Raw genomic sequence first — 16,912 nt, forward strand, 5'->3', positions numbered from 1 at the left:
CCGGGTCGTTCCGCAGGCTCCACTCCTGCCCACCCGGGTCGTTCCGCAGGCTCCACTCCTGCCAGTCCGGGTCGTTCCGCAGGCTCCACTCCTGCCAGTCCGGGTCGTTCCGCAGGCTCCACTCCTGCCAGTCCGGTCGTTCCGCAGGCTCCACTCCTGCCAGTCCGGGTCGTTCCGCCGGCTCCACTCCTGCCTGCCGACAGGCCGCGCCACGTCACGGAGTTTGTCGGTGGGTGAAGTTAGCGTCTTGTTCCATGAGGATCCTGCACACGTCGGACTGGCACATCGGCCGCACGTTTCACGGCACCGATCTGCTTGCCGACCAGGCTGCCGCGTTGAGCGCCATTGCAGATCTGGTTGCCGAGCGCGGTGTGGACGTCGTCGTTGTACCCGGTGACATCTACGACAGGGCGGTACCCAGCGCCGACGCTGTTCTCGTGTGCAACCGCGGGCTCGAGGCCATTCGTGCCGCAGGAGCGGTCATCGTCGCGACGTCGGGCAACCACGACTCGCCTGCACGCCTGGGCGCTGGGTCCGCGTTTGCTGCGGCCGGCGGGTTGCATCTGATGACCCGCGTATCCGAGGTGGGCACACCGGTGCTGCTCGACGACCGGTTCGGCCGCGTCGCGTTCTACGGCATCCCGTATCTCGAGCCGGAGACCACCCGCGGCGAGCTCGATATTCCAGGCGCACGTAGCCACGCCGAGGTGCTCGAGGCCGCGATGAGTCGAGTGACGGCGGACCTGGCGCAGAGGCGCAGCGCCGGGGACGCAGTGCGGTCGGTCGTACTGGCGCACGCGTTCGTCGTCGGCGGGGAAGCAACCGGTTCGGAGCGGTCGATCTCCGTCGGCGGGGTGGAGACGGCACCGGCGTCGGCGTTCGACGGTGTGGATTACGTGGCGCTGGGGCACCTGCATTCTCCGCAGACCCTGACGGACCGGGTGCGCTACTCCGGGTCGCCGCTGCCGTATTCGTTCGGCGAGCGCAGCCACCGAAAGGCAGTCTGGATTCTCGATCTCGACGGTCAGGGTCTCGCCGACGTCGAACGCGTGGAGCTTCCGATCGTCCGCGGACTGAGCCAGGTCCAGGGGACCGTCGAGGAACTGCTCACCGACGATCGCTTCACCGAGGCCGAGGACCATTACGTCTCTGCCGTACTGACCGACGCCGTGCGGCCGGTCGACGCGATGCGTTCCTTGCAGACGAGGTTCCCCCATGCAGTTCACCTCGAATGGAAGCGTCCCGCAGACGATTCCACTGTTCGCTACCGTGACCGCGTGCGCGGCCGGACCGACAGCGAGATCATGGCCTCGTTCGTGACGGACATGCGCAGCGCGCCCAGTGCTTCGGAGATCCGCTTGCTCGAACGCGCCCTTGCCAGCGTTCAGCGAGACGAGGTCACAGCAGACGAGGCGACCGGCCAGTACGAGCTGTTCGGGAAGTCCGCGTGAGGCTGCATTCTCTGGAGATCACTGCATTCGGGCCGTTCGCCGGCACGGAGAAAGTGGATTTCGACGCTCTCGGAGCCGACGGGCTCTTTCTGCTGCACGGTCGTACCGGCGCCGGCAAGACCACTGTGCTCGACGCCGTTGCGTTCGCCCTGTACGGGACGGTGCCCGGTGCCAGGAAAGAAGGCAAGCGTCTGCTGTCCGATCACGCGGAGATCGGCGCCGTCCCCACGGTCACATTGGAAGCGACATTGGGCGGCAGGCGAATTCGCATCGTTCGCAGCCCGGAGTTCCACCGCCCGAAGAAGCGTGGAACGGGCACCACGAAGCAGAACGCCAAGGCGTCGATGACGTGGCTGGACGGCAAGAGTCAGAACCTGACGCGGTTGGACGAGATCGGCGACGCCGTCGGCGCGGCTCTTGGCATGAGCGCGGATCAGTTCTTCCAGGTGGTGTTGCTTCCCCAGGGTGAGTTCGCACGGTTCCTCCGGGCGGACAGCGACGAGCGCGGCAACTTGCTCGAGCGATTGTTCGACACGGCACGGTTCGGCGACATCGAGGAATGGTTCGCCGAGCAGCGACGCACCAGCGCAGCTGCCCTCGAATCGAGCCGGATTGCAACGGACAAACTACTGGGGCAGATTTCCACGGCGTCGGGCGTGGCGGAGGAGCTGGACCGGCCGCCGGTGGAGTGGGCGGGCGATGTTCTCGAATCGGCGCGGCACGCATCGGTGGACGCTGCGCGCACGTTGGCTCTCGCGCGCGAGGTGTCCGAGTCGGCAACCAAGGAACTCGCGGCACTGGACGCGACCCGGCAACTGCAAACACGCCGAGAGCTGGCCCGGCAGCAGCTGGCGGAATTCCACGCCGCCGCGCCCGCGAGGGACGCACTCGCCAAGGAACTGGATCAATCCGCAGCCGCAGGCCCCATCGCAGATCTTGCCGCGGACTGCGCGCGTATCACCTCGGCAAGCGAGACCGCGACGCGGGAATTCGACTCCGTCCGAACGCTGTTCGAGCGCACCGAAGGATCGTCCGTCGTGCTCGACGCCCTGGCGGTGGATCGATCGCCCGACGCCTCGGACCCGCCCGACGCCTCGGACTCGCCTGAGGCCCGGGCCGTCGTCGCGGCAGCAGTACGGCAGTGGACGACGGAGGTCGCGGCGTTCGAAGAACTTCGTGTGCTGACACGTAAAGCCGACGCAGCGGACAGATCGGCTCGGTCTCTTCTGGCCGAGCACGCAGCCGTCGAGAAGAAGTCGAGCGCTCACCGCGCCGATCGCAACGTCCTGCCCGAGCAGATCGCTCAGGCCGAGTCGTCGTTGCGCGCGGCCGTGCACGCGGCTGCCGAAGTGCCTGCGCTCGAAGCAGAATGGTCGCGTATCACGAGCGCCGTGGAAGCAGCGATCGAACTCGCGAAGACTCGGAAGCGGCTCGTCGCTGCGGAGAAAGCACATCACGTAGCAGTGGCGTCCTTCAACGATGCGCGTGCTCACACCCTCGACCTGCGTGAGCAACGGCTGTCAGGAATGGCCGCCGAGTTGGCGTCGAGCCTCGTCGACGGAGCGCCGTGCGGAGTGTGCGGGTCGCTGTCTCATCCCGCGCCTACCCGCGCCGAGGAGTCGACCGTCACCAAGGACGACGAGGCGGACGCCGCAGCCAGCGAGCGCCGGGCCGGAGTCATCGCAGAGAAGAAGGCGGCGGAGGTAACCGCGCTGCTGCGGACCCGAGACGTGCTGGTTCAGCAATCGGGAGACCGTGACAGCGCAGAGTTGGTCGCTGCGCTGGACAAGGTCTCCGCAGCGCTCCGATCCGCACGGACGGCGGCGGAGCAACGAGAGAGTCTGGACGCACGGCTGACGCACCTGCGCGGCGAGGATCAGAGACTCGCCGCGGCGATCGCCGACGAGCAGTCCGCGGCAGCAGGATTGAGTGCACGGGCCGCGCAGATGGTTGACGACGTGGCGCAGATGAGAGCCACGATCGCCGCAGCCGTCGACGGGACGGAGGGAATCGACGCCGAGGTGAAGCGGCTGGAGACGCTCATCTCCCTGTCGTCCGTGGTCCTCGAGCGGCGAGAGGAGGCCTCGCGCGCGCTCCTCGACATGCGGGACGTGACCCGAAGGCTGGATGCGCTGATCGCGGAGTCGGGCTTCTCGACTGCACGCGAGGCTGCGGCCGCCGTGGTCTCTCCGGCCCGGGCGCAGTCCATCGAAAAGCAGCTAGCGCAAGCCAACGACATTCGCGCCCACGCGGAGCAGGTACTCGCCGAACCCGCGATCGCGGCTGTCGCGAACCTCGACCCCGTCGACACCGCTGCAGCGAGAGCCGCCGTCGAGGACGCGCAAGTGCGCTTGCATGCCGCCGTTGCCGAGCACGCCGAGTGCAAGCGTCGGGCCGAACAGTTGGAGGAGTTGACGGCCGGCTTGTGGGCGGCCATCGACCGTGCTGCGCCCATGCAGACCAAGCACGACGAACTTGCGGCACTCGCCGACGTGGTGGCGGGCCGCGGTCAGAACTCGCGGAAGATGTCCCTCCGGTCGTACGTGTTGGCGTCGCGGTTGGAGGAGGTCGCAGAATCGGCGTCGGCGAGACTGCGTCGAATGTCCTCGGGCCGATACGATTTCGTCCACTCCGACGAGGCAGAATCGCGGGGTCGACGCGGTGGGCTCGGTCTCGACATCCGCGACGACTACACAGGTGCTGTGCGCTCGGCGAAGACCCTGTCCGGGGGTGAATCGTTCCTGGCCTCGCTGGCATTGGCACTCGGCCTTGCCGATGTCGTCGCTGCCGAGAGCGGCGGTGTCGTCCTGGACACCATGTTCATCGACGAGGGCTTCGGCACGCTGGACGCCGACACCCTGGAATCGGTGATGGGAGTTCTGGACGAACTACGCGCAGGCGGCCGGGTGGTGGGCATCGTCAGCCATGTCGACGAGATGCGTCAACGCATCCCGACGCGCCTGCACGTCATACGTGAGCGAGAGGGATCGAGGCTTCAGCTCTTCGCGGCGTCCTGATCCTTCTGTTTCTTCTCCTTGGAATCCTTGTTGACACCGTCCTCGTCGGTGACGAGATCCTCGGTGTCCGGAGCCTGCTCCTCGAGCTCCACGCGGTCGGACTCGTTGGAGTGCCTGTCTATCTGTTCCGACACGTAGCGGATCAGCACCGCTGCCACGGCTGCTGCGGGGACCGCCAGGAACGCGCCGATGATGCCGAAGACGGAACCACCGCCGGTGACCGCCAGCAGAACGATCGCCGGGTGCAGGTTCATGCTGCGGCTCTGCAGAATCGGTTGCAGCACATTACCTTCCAGCTGCTGCACCGCGATGATGATGACGAGCACGATGAGTGCCGTCGTCGGCCCGTTCGCGACGAGCGCGACCAACACGGCCAACGCACCTGCGACGAACGCACCGACGATCGGGATGAAGCCACCCAGGAACGTCAACGTCGCCAGCACCAGGGCCAGCGGCACGCCGAGAATGACCAGGCCGAGGCCGATGAAGAAGGCGTCGATCAGACTCACGATGGCCTGAGTGCGGATGAAGCCGCCGAGCGTCGCCCACATCCGCGCGAGAACCTCGGCGAGGTGGCGACCAGCGCGGCCGCCGGCGATTCCGTGCAGCCACGGAATGAACCGGACGCCGTCCTTGACGAAGAAGAACGACAGCACGAGCACCAACGCGAGCGTGACGAGAATCGAACCTGCAGCAGAGACGCCGGTGAACACGCCCGAGGCGATCGCGGTGCCACTGTCCTGGAGTCGCGAGGTGATCGCCGACACGGCGTTGTCGATCTGTTCGTCCTGCAGGTTGACCGGCGGGCCCTTGAGCCAATCCTGAACCTGCGCGACGCCGTCGGTCGCCTTGTCCGCGAGTTCAGGTGCCGAGTCCACCACCGACGGCACGATCAAGGTGATGATGCCGCCGATGACGAGGAAGAACACGACGAGTGCGGCCGTCGCGGACAGCGCCGGAGGCAGCCCGACACGCATCATCCACTTGGTCGGTGGCCACAGGACCGTCGCGACGATGATCGCGAGCAGAGCCGGCAAGATCACCACCCACAACGCAGAGATGAGCCAGCCGAGAACCCAGGCACCCGCTGCGACGGACACCAGGATCAGCGACCATTTCGCCAACCAGATTCCGCCGACACCGATGAGGTCGCCGCGATCGCGCCCCGGTTTCACTTCGGGCGCTGTCTTGTCCGCCACGCTGCACGTTCCTTCCGTCGCCCCGCCGCTCGGTGCATCGTTCGATCCACTCGAGTGACCTTAACGTTTCATGACTCCACTCCCGCTTTCACTGCTCATTCCGCAGGCTCCACTCCCGCTTCCACTGCTCATTCCGCAGGCTCCACTCCCGCTTCCCTGGTCATTCCGCAGGCTCCACTCCCGCCTCGTGTGTGAGGAGCCATTCCTTCACCGGCAGACCCCATCTGAATCCGCCGAGTGCGCCGCCGATTCGGAACACGCGATGGCACGGCACGAACAGTGCGGCAGCATTGCGCGCGCAGGCGGACGCAGCCCCTCGAATGGCCGCTGGGCGCCCGGCCATTTCCGCGAATTGCGAGTACGTCACCGGCGACCCGGCAGGCACTGTCCGTAGAACCTTCCAGGCGTGGACCAGGAATTCACCCGACTGTTGCGATACCGGTACATCGTCGATGGCTCTCACGTCGCCGCGGTGATAGGCGTCGACGGCTGCGGTCACGCTGCCGAGCGTCGAGGCCTGCCGAAGATCCGTCGGCCGGAGACTTGTGTGGATCAACGGGACCAGATTGTCGACCGAGTCCGTCCATCCCGCTGCGAGGACGGACCCCGCGTCGTCGACGACGGTCGTGAACGGGCCGATCGGGGTGTCGGTGGTGGCGAACGATGCAGTCATGCTGCTCTCCTTGTCAGGGCGATGTTCCACAGGTGCATGGAGACGTAGGACCGCCACGGCGCCCAGCGGTCCGAGTCCTTCAGCGAAAGTCCGAGTGCCTCGGCGCCCTGTCGGACGACGAGATCGGTGTCGAGCAATACGTCGGGATCGGCGAGAGTGCGCATGACGACGTACCGCGCCGTCCACGGGCCGATCCCCTTGAGCGCGAGCAAGTCTCGTTCCAGCTCCTCGGCCGGCCTGGCCGGATGAAGGACGATCTTGCCCGACGCCACCGCGTCGGCGACGCCGATGATCGAGCTGACCCGTGCGCGCGGGCCGGTGAGGACCTCGTGTCCGCGTTCGGCGATGACGGCCGCGCTGGGAAACAACCGCGTGACGGTGCCGCCGAGTGGATCCTCGATGTGGTCCCCGAGTGCGTCGACCAGCCGCGCAGTGTGGGTGGCGGCGGCGCGTAGGGAGATCTGCTGCCCGATCATGGTGCGCAGCAGCAGTTCCTCACCGTCGATGCTGCCGGGCGCTCGCATCCCGCGGTGTGCGGCGATGTTCGACGCGAGTGCCTGGTCCTCGGACAGTGCGGAGTCGACGGCTTCGGGGTCGGCGTCCAGATCGAGCAGGTGACGGATCCGGGCGACGGCGGGTGCGAGGTCTCGCATGTCCATCAGGCTCAGTGTTGCCTCGACGTACCCGTCGACGAAGCGCATCCCGACGACGGCGTGACCGTGGGGGAGCCGAAGCGACCGCCGGTAGAGGCCGTCGTCGAACGATTCGATGCCGGGTACCGCGTGGCCTTCGAGGAACCACTCGAGCCACCCGGTGTCCATCGGCTGCCGATAGGGGAGTCTCACCGAAACGGTTCCGTTGGACGAGAGGTTCTTTCGACGAGTTGCTTCGTCGCGCAACGTCGTGGGGTTGACAGCGAATACTTCCCGAACGGTGTCGTTGAACTGCCTGATGCTCGAGAACCCCGATGCGAACGCGATGTCGCTCATGGTCATGTCGGTCGTCTGGATCAGGGTGCGAGCAGTGTGCGCGCGGTGGGCCCTGGCCAGCGCGAGAGGGCCCGCGCCGATCTCGGCGGTCAGCACCCGCGTCAACTGCCGGCTCGAGTACCCGAGGGTATCGGCGAGTGCGTCGACGCCACCGCGCTCCACGGCGCCGTCGGAGATCAAACGCATGGCGCGCGACGTCAGATCCGAGTGGATGTTCCATCGCGGTGAGCCGGGGGTGGCATCGGGCTGACAGCGTCGACACGCACGGTATCCCTCGTGCTGCGCGGCGGCAGCGGTCGGAACGAACGTGACGTTCTGTGCCTTGGGGGTGGTCGCCGGGCACGACGGGCGACAGTAGATGCCCGTCGTGCGCACGGCCGTGAAGAACTGCCCGTCGAAACGGGTGTCTCGTGCCGAGACGGCGCGGTAACACCGGTCGAAGTCCAAGTCCATGGACTCCACTGTGTCACCGCGCCCCCTGAAGTCGCTAGCGGGAATCGGACACCCATGTACGAGCCCGATCAACTCAGCAGCAGCGGGCGCCGGGGTTCGTGTCGGCGTCGGCGTAGCGGTCCCGCCAGAACTGACGTTCGGACGGAACCGGTTCGCCGGGGTGGACCCGCTGCATGTGGGCGACGTAGCGCTCGTAGTCCTTGTCGCCCATCACCGAGGTGATCCACCACAGAAGTCCGCGCATGTCAGTGATGCCCTGCGTGCGCCGCACCCGGTGCGCGGACGGTGCCGTCGGCGATGAGCTTGTCCCATTCGCCCTGGATTTCCTTCTCTGCCGCGGTCGGGACGAACCCTGCGGGTCCGAAGATCTTCGACGGAACCTCGGGTTCTTCGTTGTCCGGGAGTCCGCCTGCTCGAACGGCTTTGATGCAGACCAGAATGCCGGCCGCGGCGACGATGATGACCAGCACGGCGAAGATGATCGACAACGTTCCCTGGATGAACGTATTCCTGATGACGGCGTCGATTGCTTCGGCGGACTTGGCGCTGCCGAATTCGGTGAGGCCTTGGTTCTTGGCGTCGACGAACTGGGAGTGCTGCGCCCAGTATCCGATGGCGGGTACGGACGAGAAGATCTTCTGGTACGACGCGGTCATCGTCACGATGAGGTCCCAGGCCAGGGGGACACCGGGAATCCAGGCCCACTTGAACAGGCCGCGCTTCATCACGATGGTCAGGACCACCGTCAAGGCGATCGCGGCGAGCAACTGATTTGCGATGCCGAAGAGCGGGAACAGCGTGTTGATGCCGCCGAGCGGGTCGGTGACGCCCATGAGAAGGATTGCGCCCCACGCTGCGACGACGATGAACGAGCACACCCATGCGCCGGGTCGCCACGACGGGTCCTTGAACTTCTTGGCCGACGAGCCGGGGAGGTTGCCGATGCTGTCGGAGAGCATGAAGCGTGCAACGCGCGTGCCTGCGTCGACCGTCGTGAGAATGAACAGTGCCTCGAACATGATCGCGAAGTGGTACCAGAACGACTTGAGGCTTTCGCCGCCGAAGACCTGATGCAGCACCTCGGACATACCGAATGCGAGCGTCGGTGCACCACCGGTGCGGGAAATGATCGATTCCTCGCCGACGTCGGATGCCGCCTGGCTCAGTTCCGCTGCGGTGATGTCCCCGCCGCTCAAGCCGAGCCCGTTGACGTAGTCCGCCGCGGTTTCCGGGGTGCCGCCGGTGAGCGTCGCCGGAGCGTTGAGCGCGAAGTAGATGTGCTGATCGAGAACACATGCGGTGACGAGCGCCATGATCGCGACGAAGGATTCGGTGAGCATGCCGCCGTAGCCGATCATCCGCATCTGCTTTTCCTTCTCCAGCAGCTTCGGAGTGGTGCCGGAGCAGATGAGGGCGTGGAACCCGGACAGGGCGCCGCAGGCGATGGTGATGAACAGGAACGGGAACAGTGAACCGGAGAACGCGGGACCGTTGCCCTCGGTGGCGAACGACGTCATCGCGGGCATCTGGATCTCGGGCCGTGCGATGAGGATGCCGACGGCCAGCAGTGCAATGGTGCCGACCTTCATGAACGTCGACAGGTAGTCACGCGGAGCGAGCAGCAGCCACACCGGCAGGATCGAGGCCGCGAGGCCGTATCCGATCAGGCACCAGGCGACGGTGACCTTCGAGAGGGTGAACCAATCGGTGCCCCATTCGGTTTCGGCGACCCAGCCGCCTGCGACGATGGCGAACAGCAGCAGCACGACGCCGATCAACGACACCTCGGACACCTTGCCGGGACGCAGGTAGCGCAGGTAGACGCCCATGAACAACGCGATGGGGATGGTCAGTGCGATGGAGAAGACGCCCCACGGGCTCTCCGCGAGAGCGTTGACGACCACCAGCGCGAGCACGGCGATGATGATGATCATGATGACGAAGACGCCGATGAGTGCCGCGGTGCCGCCGACCACTCCCAGCTCGTCGCGGGCCATCTGGCCGAGGCTGCGGCCCCGGCGTCGCGTCGAGATCCACAGGACGAGGAAATCCTGCACGGCACCGGCGAACACGACGCCGATGATGATCCACATCGTGCCCGGAAGGTAGCCCATCTGAGCGGCCAGAACAGGGCCGACGAGGGGGCCTGCACCGGCGATCGCGGCGAAGTGGTGACCGAAGAGCACCCGCCGATCCGTCGGCATGTAATCCTTGCCGTTCTCGAGGATCTCGGCAGGCGTGGCTCGGTCGTCGCGAGGGAAGACGATCTTACGCTCGATCAACCGTGCGTAGAACCGGAACGCGATGATGTAGGTGCAGACCGCGGCGATCACGAACCAGACCGCATTGGGGTTCTCGCCTCGGACGATCGCGACGACCGTCCAGGCCACACCACCGAGCAATCCGATGAGGACGAACAGGACGCGTTTGGCGGGAGTCATCGGAGATTTGTCGACTACTCCGACCGGGGGCAGATCCGCATCGGTCTTCAACAACTCGATGTTCGGATCGTCTGCCGCTTTCAAAGCCATGGGGACCGCTTTCAGCATTCGCGAATGTGACAGCGATCACCCTAGACGCTCCTGGTGACAGCCCGGCCACATTCCGGTGTAGCTGCGGTCAATGGTTCCGATCCTGCGCCGAACGGGAGGGGCGCCGTGGGCGGACGTCAGCCGCCCAGTGCGTCGTCGACTGCCCGCGCGCTCAGTACCTGGTCCAATACCATTGCCGCGCTACCTATGACGCCGGAGTAGTCGCCGTGTGTCGTCGCTTGAATGGTCAAGGCCTTGGTGGCCAGTGCCGTCGCATTTCCGTAGACGGTCTCACGTAACCCGGCGACGAAGATGTCGTATGCCTTGGCCATGTCTCCGCCGACGATGAGGACCTCGGGGTTGAGTAGGTTCACGGCGCCTGCCAGTGTCTCGCCTATGTGGCGGCCGCTGTCGCGAATGAGCCGACGCGCCTCGGGGTCGCCGCTCACCGCCAGGTCGACGACGCCTCGAATGTGGCCGACGCTTCTGCCCTGTTCCTGCAATGCGCGTACCAGTGCCCAGCCGCCTGCGATGGCTTCCAGGCAGCCGCTGTCTCCGCATCGACATGCGACTCCGGCCGCGGCGGAGGTTTTGGTGTGGCCGAATTCTCCTGCTGCGCCGAGCGATCCGCGCTGTAGTTCGCCGCCGGCGACGATCCCCGCGCCGAGACCCGTCGACGCCTTGACCAGCAGCGCATTCGTGAATCGATGCCGGTTGTCGCGGCGTTCGGCCAGGACCATCGCGTTGGCGTCGTTGTCGAGGAAGACCGGCGCAGTGGTCGTGTCGGCGAAGAACGGTGCGAGGGGGACTCCGTCCCAGCCGTGCATGATCGGCGAGTCGAGACTGCACCCACGGGCGGTGTCCGCGGTGCCGGGGATGGACAGTCCGACCCCGAGAATGCGGTGATCGCTGCGTGCAGCGTTGTCGACGAGCGCTTCCAGTCGCTTGGTGATCTGCGGCATCAACTCGTCCGGTCCGATGCCGATCTCCTGGTCGACGGTGTCGCCGAGGAGGAATTCGCCGCCGAGGGTGAACACGCCCAGTTGCGAACGACTTCGGCCGATGGCTGCAGCGAGAACGATTCCCGCGTCGACGTCGAACGACAACCGGGCAGGTGGCCTGCCCCCGGTCGAGAGAGTGTCCTCGGTTTCGACGATCAATCCGAGTGTGGTGAGCGCAGTGACGCGTGCGGCTACGGCCGATCGCGACAGGCCGGTCGTCTTTCCGAGTTCCGCTCGGGTGTCGGCATCTCCGTCACGGATCAGCGCGAACATCTCACCTGCTGTCGCAGGTGGAGCACTTGCACGTGACATTCGCATATACGCCATTCAACCAATCCGCAACCTTTGCGGCAACAACGCAAGATCGCAGACTTATGACTTTGAAAAACGTAAGTTGGGTTGTCGTGACGCGTAAGTGCCTTTAGTCTGAATCGTGAAAGACCGAACAGGGAGACACCTCATGGACACCATCCACCCGGTCCTGCGTCAGGTCACCGACCGAATCGCAGCCCGCAGCCAGTCCGCCCGGGCCACCTACCTCGATCGCATCGCCGCAGCAGGAAGTCGAGGCCCCGCTCGCGGGCGGCTTGCCTGCGCCAACATCGCCCACGGTTTCGCCGCGTCGGGAAAAGCCGACAAGCAAGCCCTGCGCGGCCTGGTGAAGCCGAACATCGCCATCGTGTCCGCGTACAACGACATGCTCTCGGCGCACAAGCCGTTCGAGACCTACCCGGCTGCACTCAAGTCCGCCGTCATCGAAGCGGGCGGAATCGCGCAGTTCGCCGGGGGAGTGCCCGCCATGTGCGACGGCATCACTCAGGGCCGCGACGGGATGCAACTCTCGCTCTTCAGTCGTGACATCATCGCGATGTCCACCGCAATTGCACTGTCGCACGACATGTTCGACGCCACCCTCATGCTGGGGGTGTGCGACAAGATCGTGCCAGGAATGCTCATGGGCGCCCTGAGCTTCGGCCACCTGCCCGCGGTATTCGTCCCCGCGGGCCCGATGACCTCCGGACTTCCCAACGGCGAGAAGGCGAAAGCTCGCCAGCTCTACGCCGAAGGCAAGGTGGGACGAGAAGCGTTGTTGGACGCGGAGGCGGCGTCGTACCACGGCAGTGGCACGTGCACGTTCTTCGGAACTGCGAATTCCAACCAGTTGCTGATGGAGGTCATGGGTCTGCACCTGCCCGGCTCGTCCTTCGTCAACCCCGGAACCCCGTTGCGCGACGCTCTGACTCGCGAAGCCGCCCATGTCGTCACCGGTCTGACCGATCTCGGCGAGAACTACACACCGGTCGGTGAAATCGTCGACGAGAAGGCGATCGTCAACGGCTGTGTTGCACTCCTGGCCACCGGCGGCTCGACCAACCACACCATGCACCTCGTCGCGATCGCCCGTGCCGCCGGTATCACGCTCACCTGGCAGGACCTGTCGGATCTATCGGCTGTCGTGCCACTGATGGCACGGATCTACCCCAACGGCAAGGCGGACGTGAACCACTTCCACGCCGCAGGCGGCCTCGGTTTCGTGATCGGTTCGCTCCTCGATGCCGGTCTGATGCACGACGACGTGAAAACCATTGCTGGATTCGGTCTTCGGCGTTACACGCAGGAACCCAAGCTCGACGGCGAGGGTGTGATGTGGCACGACGGTACGCGAATGAGCCACGACGACAGTGTGCTTCGCGGCGCCGACGAACCGTTCAGTGCCGACGGCGGCCTGAAGATGCTGACCGGCCCGATCGGAAAGAGCGTCATCAAGACCTCCGCGCTGGCGGCCCAGCACCGCGTGGTCACCGCGCCCGCGAAGGTGTTCGACGACCAGGCGGACTTCCTCGCAGCGTTCGACGCCGGAGACCTGGAAGGCGACTTCGTCGCAGTGCTGCGCTACCAGGGGCCGCAAGCCAACGGAATGCCTGAACTACACAAGCTGACGCCGGCATTGGGAATCCTGCAGGATCGCGGCTACCGCGTCGCGCTCATCACGGACGGACGCATGTCCGGTGCGTCCGGGAAAGTTCCTGCAGCAATTCATCTCACGCCCGAAGCAGCAAGCGGTGGCGCGATCGCGAAGATCGAGGACGGTGACATGATCACCCTCGACTCCGTCGCCGGAACGCTCGACATCGACGTGCCACTCGCCGACTTCGAGGCCAGAGTCGCCACCGGGCGAGCACCGGCGCAGGACGAGTGGGTCTCCACCGGCCGAGACCTGTTCTCCGGCATGCGCGCACTCGTCGGCCCCGCCGACGAAGGCGCCATGTTCGTGATGCGCTGACAGCTCCGCCGTTCAGAAGACCCGCCGTTCAGAAGACCCGACGCACAGAAGAAGGACTACACATGACCGAATCCCTGCTGGACCGCGTACCCGTCATCCCCGTTGTCGTCGTCGAAAATCTCGACCACGCCGTGCCGATCGCCCGCGCCCTCGTCGCCGGCGGCCTGCCCGTCATCGAACTCACCCTGCGTACCCCGGTGGCGCTCGACGCGATCGAACGCATCGCCGCCGAGGTGCCCGAGATCCTTCTCGGTGCGGGCACGATCGTCACGCCCGGCCAGGCGAAGCAGGCCGCCGACGCCGGCGCGCAGTTCCTCGTCTCACCCGGCAGCACGCCAGGGTTGACGCAGGCGATGCGCGACACCGGTCTGCCCCACCTACCCGGTGCCGCCACCGTGTCCGAAGTGCTCACGCTTCTCGAATCGGGTTACACCGACCTGAAGTTCTTCCCGGCCGAGGCGTCGGGCGGCGCGAACTTCCTGAAGTCGATCCACTCACCCGTTCCAGCGGCCCGCTTCTGCCCGACGGGCGGGATCTCCACAGCCAATGCGTCGACGTACCTGTCGCTGCCGAACGTCGGATGCGTCGGAGGATCGTGGATCACCCCGGCGCCCGTTCTCGCTGCCGAGGATTGGGACGCAGTGACGGTACTGGCGCAGGCAGCATCGACGCTGAAGACAAAGGCGTGAGCAGGTCATAAGGGGCGTACTCTTCTACATCCTTCTTTTCGCATTGCTGGTCCATTCCGACTGGAGCGCGGTGTAGGCGTCGGAGTTCACAATCGCGTCGCGGTGATTCCACCGTCGACGTACAGGGTGATCCCGTGCACCATCGCGGACTCGTCGGACGCAAGGAACAGCACACCGTTCGCGATGTCCCGAGGAGAGATCACGCTGCCGGCCGGGGTGTTCGAGGTCATGGCGTCGAGAACCTGGCGCGAATTCTCGTTTCCTGGAGTGAGGGTTGCGCCGGGTGCAACCGTGTTGACGCGCACGCCGCGTGGACCGAATTCTGCTGCCCAGCTTCGGGTCAACTGCTCGTCAGCGGCTTTCGTAGCGGTGTACATCGCGGCGAACGGGCTGCCGACCTGCGCCATCCAGGATCCGATGTTGACGATTATTCCGTCACCGCGTTCGGCCATCGCGGGTGCGAGGGCACCCACCAACACGTGCGGTGCTCGGATGTTGACTGCGAGCATGGCGTCGAGGTCTGTGTCGGCCAGATCTTCGGTGAGCGTGGCTGGATAGAGGCCTGCATTGTTGACGAGAACATCGACCCGGCCGAGGGTGCGCTCGGCTTCCGTGGCGAAGCTTCGGATGCCGGCGTAGCTTCCGCCGAGGTCGACAGCGATGAACGACGCCTTCCCGCCGGCAGCGACGATGCGATCGACGACGGCTTCTCCGCGCGTCGAGTCGCGTCCGCTGACCACGACGGTGGCGCCGTGCGCAGCGAGTGTCGTTGCGATCGCCTCGCCGATCCCGCTGGTCGATCCGGTGACGACGGCGGTGCGTCCGTTCAAACGTTGCGGTGTTGTGTTTGTCATGTCCACTGTCTAAGGCAGGTGTGCGCATGCGAACCAGGCGCTGGACAACCTAGGCCTGCCATGACCAGGTTCGGGTGGGCATCCGCAGCTAGCCTGAGGTGCATGAACCGAGACCGCGCGGCACTGAGCGCATTCCTGCGCGACCGTCGTGATCGGTTGACGCCTGCGTCCGTCGGGCTGACGGTGTATCCGGGTCGGCGACGCGTCCCAGGTCTGCGGCGGGAGGAGTTGGCTCAGCTGGCAGGCGTCAGCCCGGACTACTACTCGAAGCTCGAACAGGGCCGCCAGGCCACTGTGTCGACCGAAGTGCTTCGCGCGCTGGCGACAGCGCTACAGCTCGACGAGGTCGAGACGCGACACCTGCATGACCTCGCTGCACCCGCAGAATCGTCCGGTCCCGAGCCTCAGGTTCCGGACCCAGGCCTGCAGCAGGTCATGGCCGCCCTCGACCACGTGCCGGTGATCTTGCTCGGTCGGTCCGGTGAGATCCTGGCCGGTAATGCGCTGGTGCGTGCAGTCCTGAGTCTCGCGCCCAGCGACGGTTCGATGTTCCATTATCTGTTCCAGAATCCAGTCGCGCGTGAGCGAATAGTCAATTGGTCGCAGTTCGCCGCGGCATCGGTGGCCGGACTTCGACGCGATGCCGCCCGGCGTCCATGGGATTCGACTCTGGCTCGGCTGATCGAAGAATTGCGTTCGTCGGAGCCCGAATTCTCTCGCTGGTGGGACGACCACGAAGTTCAGGAATTCAGCCGAACGATCAAGATCATCCAACATCCGGCCGCCGGAACTCTGCAGTTCGGAATCGAATTCTTGAACACCCCGGGCAGTCCCGACCAGAATCTGATCGTCTACACCGTCGAGCCGGAATCCTCGACGGCACGGGTTCTCCCGATCCTCGCGAGTTGGGCGACGTCTCCCAAGGGTTGACCTGAACAATGCTCGAGGTTCTACCGTCGAGTGCATGGACACCCTGGGACTCGGACCACTCGGAATCTCCATCGACGTCGGCCACTCGTATCTCGACGACGCCTGCGAACTGGAATCGCTCGGCTACTCCTCGCTGTGGCTCGCTGGTGGCCAGATCGATCGGTTGAGCAGGCTCTCCGACCTCGTGCGCGCGACGGCCACTGCAACGGTGGTGCCAGGCATCGTCCCGGTCGACGTGTACAGCGCGGCCCGAACCGGAGAACTCTACGACGAGCTGGAACCGTCGGGCAGATTCGTCCTCGGCCTCGGTGGTCCTCAGACTGCGAAGCCTCTCGCCGGCATGAACGCTTACCTCGACGACCTGGCGGTGCCGTCGAGCAGGGTTCTTCTCGCTGCCCTGGGGCCCAAGAAGCTCGAACTCGCGCGCACCAGAGCTGCAGGGGCCGTCACGTTGCTCGTCACGCCGGACTACACAGCCGGCGCCAGGGAAATGCTGGGCGACGCAGTGCTGGCCATCGATCAGTTCGTCGTTCTGGAAGAAGATCCGACCTGGGCGCGAGAGGTTGCCCGCGAACCGATGTCTTTCCTCGCGTCGGTGCCTGGCTACCGACAGAATTTCCTGCGGATGGGCTTCACGAGCGAGGACGTCGACCAACTCAGCGACAGCCTCGTCGATTCGGTGGTTGCGTGGGGGAGTGCCGACGACATCGCACGACGAGTGGACGAGCACTGGCAGGCCGGTGCCGACCACGTGGTGCTGGCGCCGCTCGGTGCATCGAGCCTGGCCGCGGGACGGGCGCTGTCCGAGCTGGTCCGTGTACCAAAGTAGACTCCATAGACC

The 16,912-nt window shown here is 65.6% G+C and carries 13 protein-coding genes; 6 read left to right on the top strand and 7 right to left on the bottom strand.

The window, feature by feature from the left end:
- The first annotated feature begins 254 nt into the window (after nucleotides 1–254).
- The gene (locus CH293_RS16820) at nucleotides 255–1,451 is read left to right on the top strand and encodes an exonuclease SbcCD subunit D (RefSeq protein ID WP_094720870.1); all 1,197 of its coding nucleotides are present in this window, start codon (nucleotides 255–257) and stop codon (nucleotides 1,449–1,451) included.
- On the top strand, nucleotides 1,448–4,468 hold the full coding sequence (locus CH293_RS16825; protein ID WP_094720871.1) for an AAA family ATPase: 3,021 nt from the start codon (nucleotides 1,448–1,450) through the stop codon (nucleotides 4,466–4,468). Before CH293_RS16820 ends, CH293_RS16825 begins: the two co-directional genes overlap by 4 nt.
- On the opposite strand, the gene CH293_RS16830 is transcribed toward CH293_RS16825, so the two are convergent.
- From CH293_RS16830 to CH293_RS16855, 6 genes are all read right to left on the bottom strand, one after another.
- Nucleotides 4,447–5,667, bottom strand: a complete 1,221-nt coding sequence (locus CH293_RS16830) for an AI-2E family transporter (RefSeq protein WP_037105822.1) — start codon at nucleotides 5,665–5,667, stop codon at nucleotides 4,447–4,449. The two genes, CH293_RS16825 and CH293_RS16830, sit on opposite strands and share 22 nt — an antisense overlap.
- Nucleotides 5,668–5,827: 160 nt before the next feature.
- Nucleotides 5,828–6,340, bottom strand: a complete 513-nt coding sequence (locus tag CH293_RS16835) for a methylated-DNA--[protein]-cysteine S-methyltransferase (protein ID WP_094720872.1) — start codon at nucleotides 6,338–6,340, stop codon at nucleotides 5,828–5,830.
- The gene (locus CH293_RS16840; protein ID WP_176460035.1) at nucleotides 6,337–7,782 is read right to left on the bottom strand and encodes a DNA-3-methyladenine glycosylase 2 family protein; all 1,446 of its coding nucleotides are present in this window, start codon (nucleotides 7,780–7,782) and stop codon (nucleotides 6,337–6,339) included. The genes CH293_RS16835 and CH293_RS16840 overlap by 4 nt, the downstream gene beginning before the upstream one ends.
- A 73-nt stretch (nucleotides 7,783–7,855) precedes the next feature.
- A complete protein-coding gene (locus tag CH293_RS16845) occupies nucleotides 7,856–8,035 on the bottom strand; it encodes a YbdD/YjiX family protein (protein ID WP_170945277.1) in 180 nt (59 codons plus the stop codon).
- Nucleotides 8,028–10,313 (bottom strand): carbon starvation CstA family protein, encoded by a 2,286-nt coding sequence (locus CH293_RS16850; protein WP_026347850.1) that lies wholly within the window; start codon nucleotides 10,311–10,313, stop codon nucleotides 8,028–8,030. Before CH293_RS16850 ends, CH293_RS16845 begins: the two co-directional genes overlap by 8 nt.
- A 137-nt stretch (nucleotides 10,314–10,450) precedes the next feature.
- Nucleotides 10,451–11,626, bottom strand: coding sequence for an ROK family transcriptional regulator (locus tag CH293_RS16855; RefSeq protein WP_094720874.1), 1,176 nt, complete (start codon nucleotides 11,624–11,626; stop codon nucleotides 10,451–10,453).
- 148 nt (nucleotides 11,627–11,774) lie between these two features.
- Here CH293_RS16855 and edd point away from each other — a divergent pair, with 148 nt between their 5' ends.
- Both edd and eda read left to right on the top strand, forming a co-directional pair.
- Nucleotides 11,775–13,598: a phosphogluconate dehydratase gene (gene edd, locus CH293_RS16860; protein ID WP_094720875.1), complete on the top strand. Its 1,824-nt coding sequence runs from the start codon at nucleotides 11,775–11,777 to the stop codon at nucleotides 13,596–13,598.
- 62 nt (nucleotides 13,599–13,660) lie between these two features.
- The gene (gene eda / locus CH293_RS16865) at nucleotides 13,661–14,287 is read left to right on the top strand and encodes a bifunctional 4-hydroxy-2-oxoglutarate aldolase/2-dehydro-3-deoxy-phosphogluconate aldolase (RefSeq protein ID WP_094720876.1); all 627 of its coding nucleotides are present in this window, start codon (nucleotides 13,661–13,663) and stop codon (nucleotides 14,285–14,287) included.
- 86 nt (nucleotides 14,288–14,373) lie between these two features.
- Here the strand turns inward: eda and CH293_RS16870 are convergent, their stop codons facing one another.
- The gene (locus tag CH293_RS16870) at nucleotides 14,374–15,141 is read right to left on the bottom strand and encodes an SDR family NAD(P)-dependent oxidoreductase (RefSeq protein WP_094720956.1); all 768 of its coding nucleotides are present in this window, start codon (nucleotides 15,139–15,141) and stop codon (nucleotides 14,374–14,376) included.
- A 102-nt stretch (nucleotides 15,142–15,243) separates the two neighbouring features.
- Between CH293_RS16870 and CH293_RS16875 the strand changes: the two genes are divergently transcribed.
- Both CH293_RS16875 and CH293_RS16880 read left to right on the top strand, forming a co-directional pair.
- On the top strand, nucleotides 15,244–16,071 hold the full coding sequence (locus CH293_RS16875) for a helix-turn-helix transcriptional regulator (RefSeq protein ID WP_094720877.1): 828 nt from the start codon (nucleotides 15,244–15,246) through the stop codon (nucleotides 16,069–16,071).
- Between the two features lie 34 nt (nucleotides 16,072–16,105).
- A complete protein-coding gene (locus tag CH293_RS16880; protein ID WP_094720878.1) occupies nucleotides 16,106–16,900 on the top strand; it encodes a TIGR03620 family F420-dependent LLM class oxidoreductase in 795 nt (264 codons plus the stop codon).
- The last annotated feature ends 12 nt before the right edge of the window (nucleotides 16,901–16,912 follow it).

Origin of the sequence: Rhodococcus sp. 14-2470-1b, from assembly GCF_002259415.1 — a bacterium.
Taxonomy (GTDB): Bacteria; Actinomycetota; Actinomycetes; order Mycobacteriales; family Mycobacteriaceae; genus Rhodococcoides.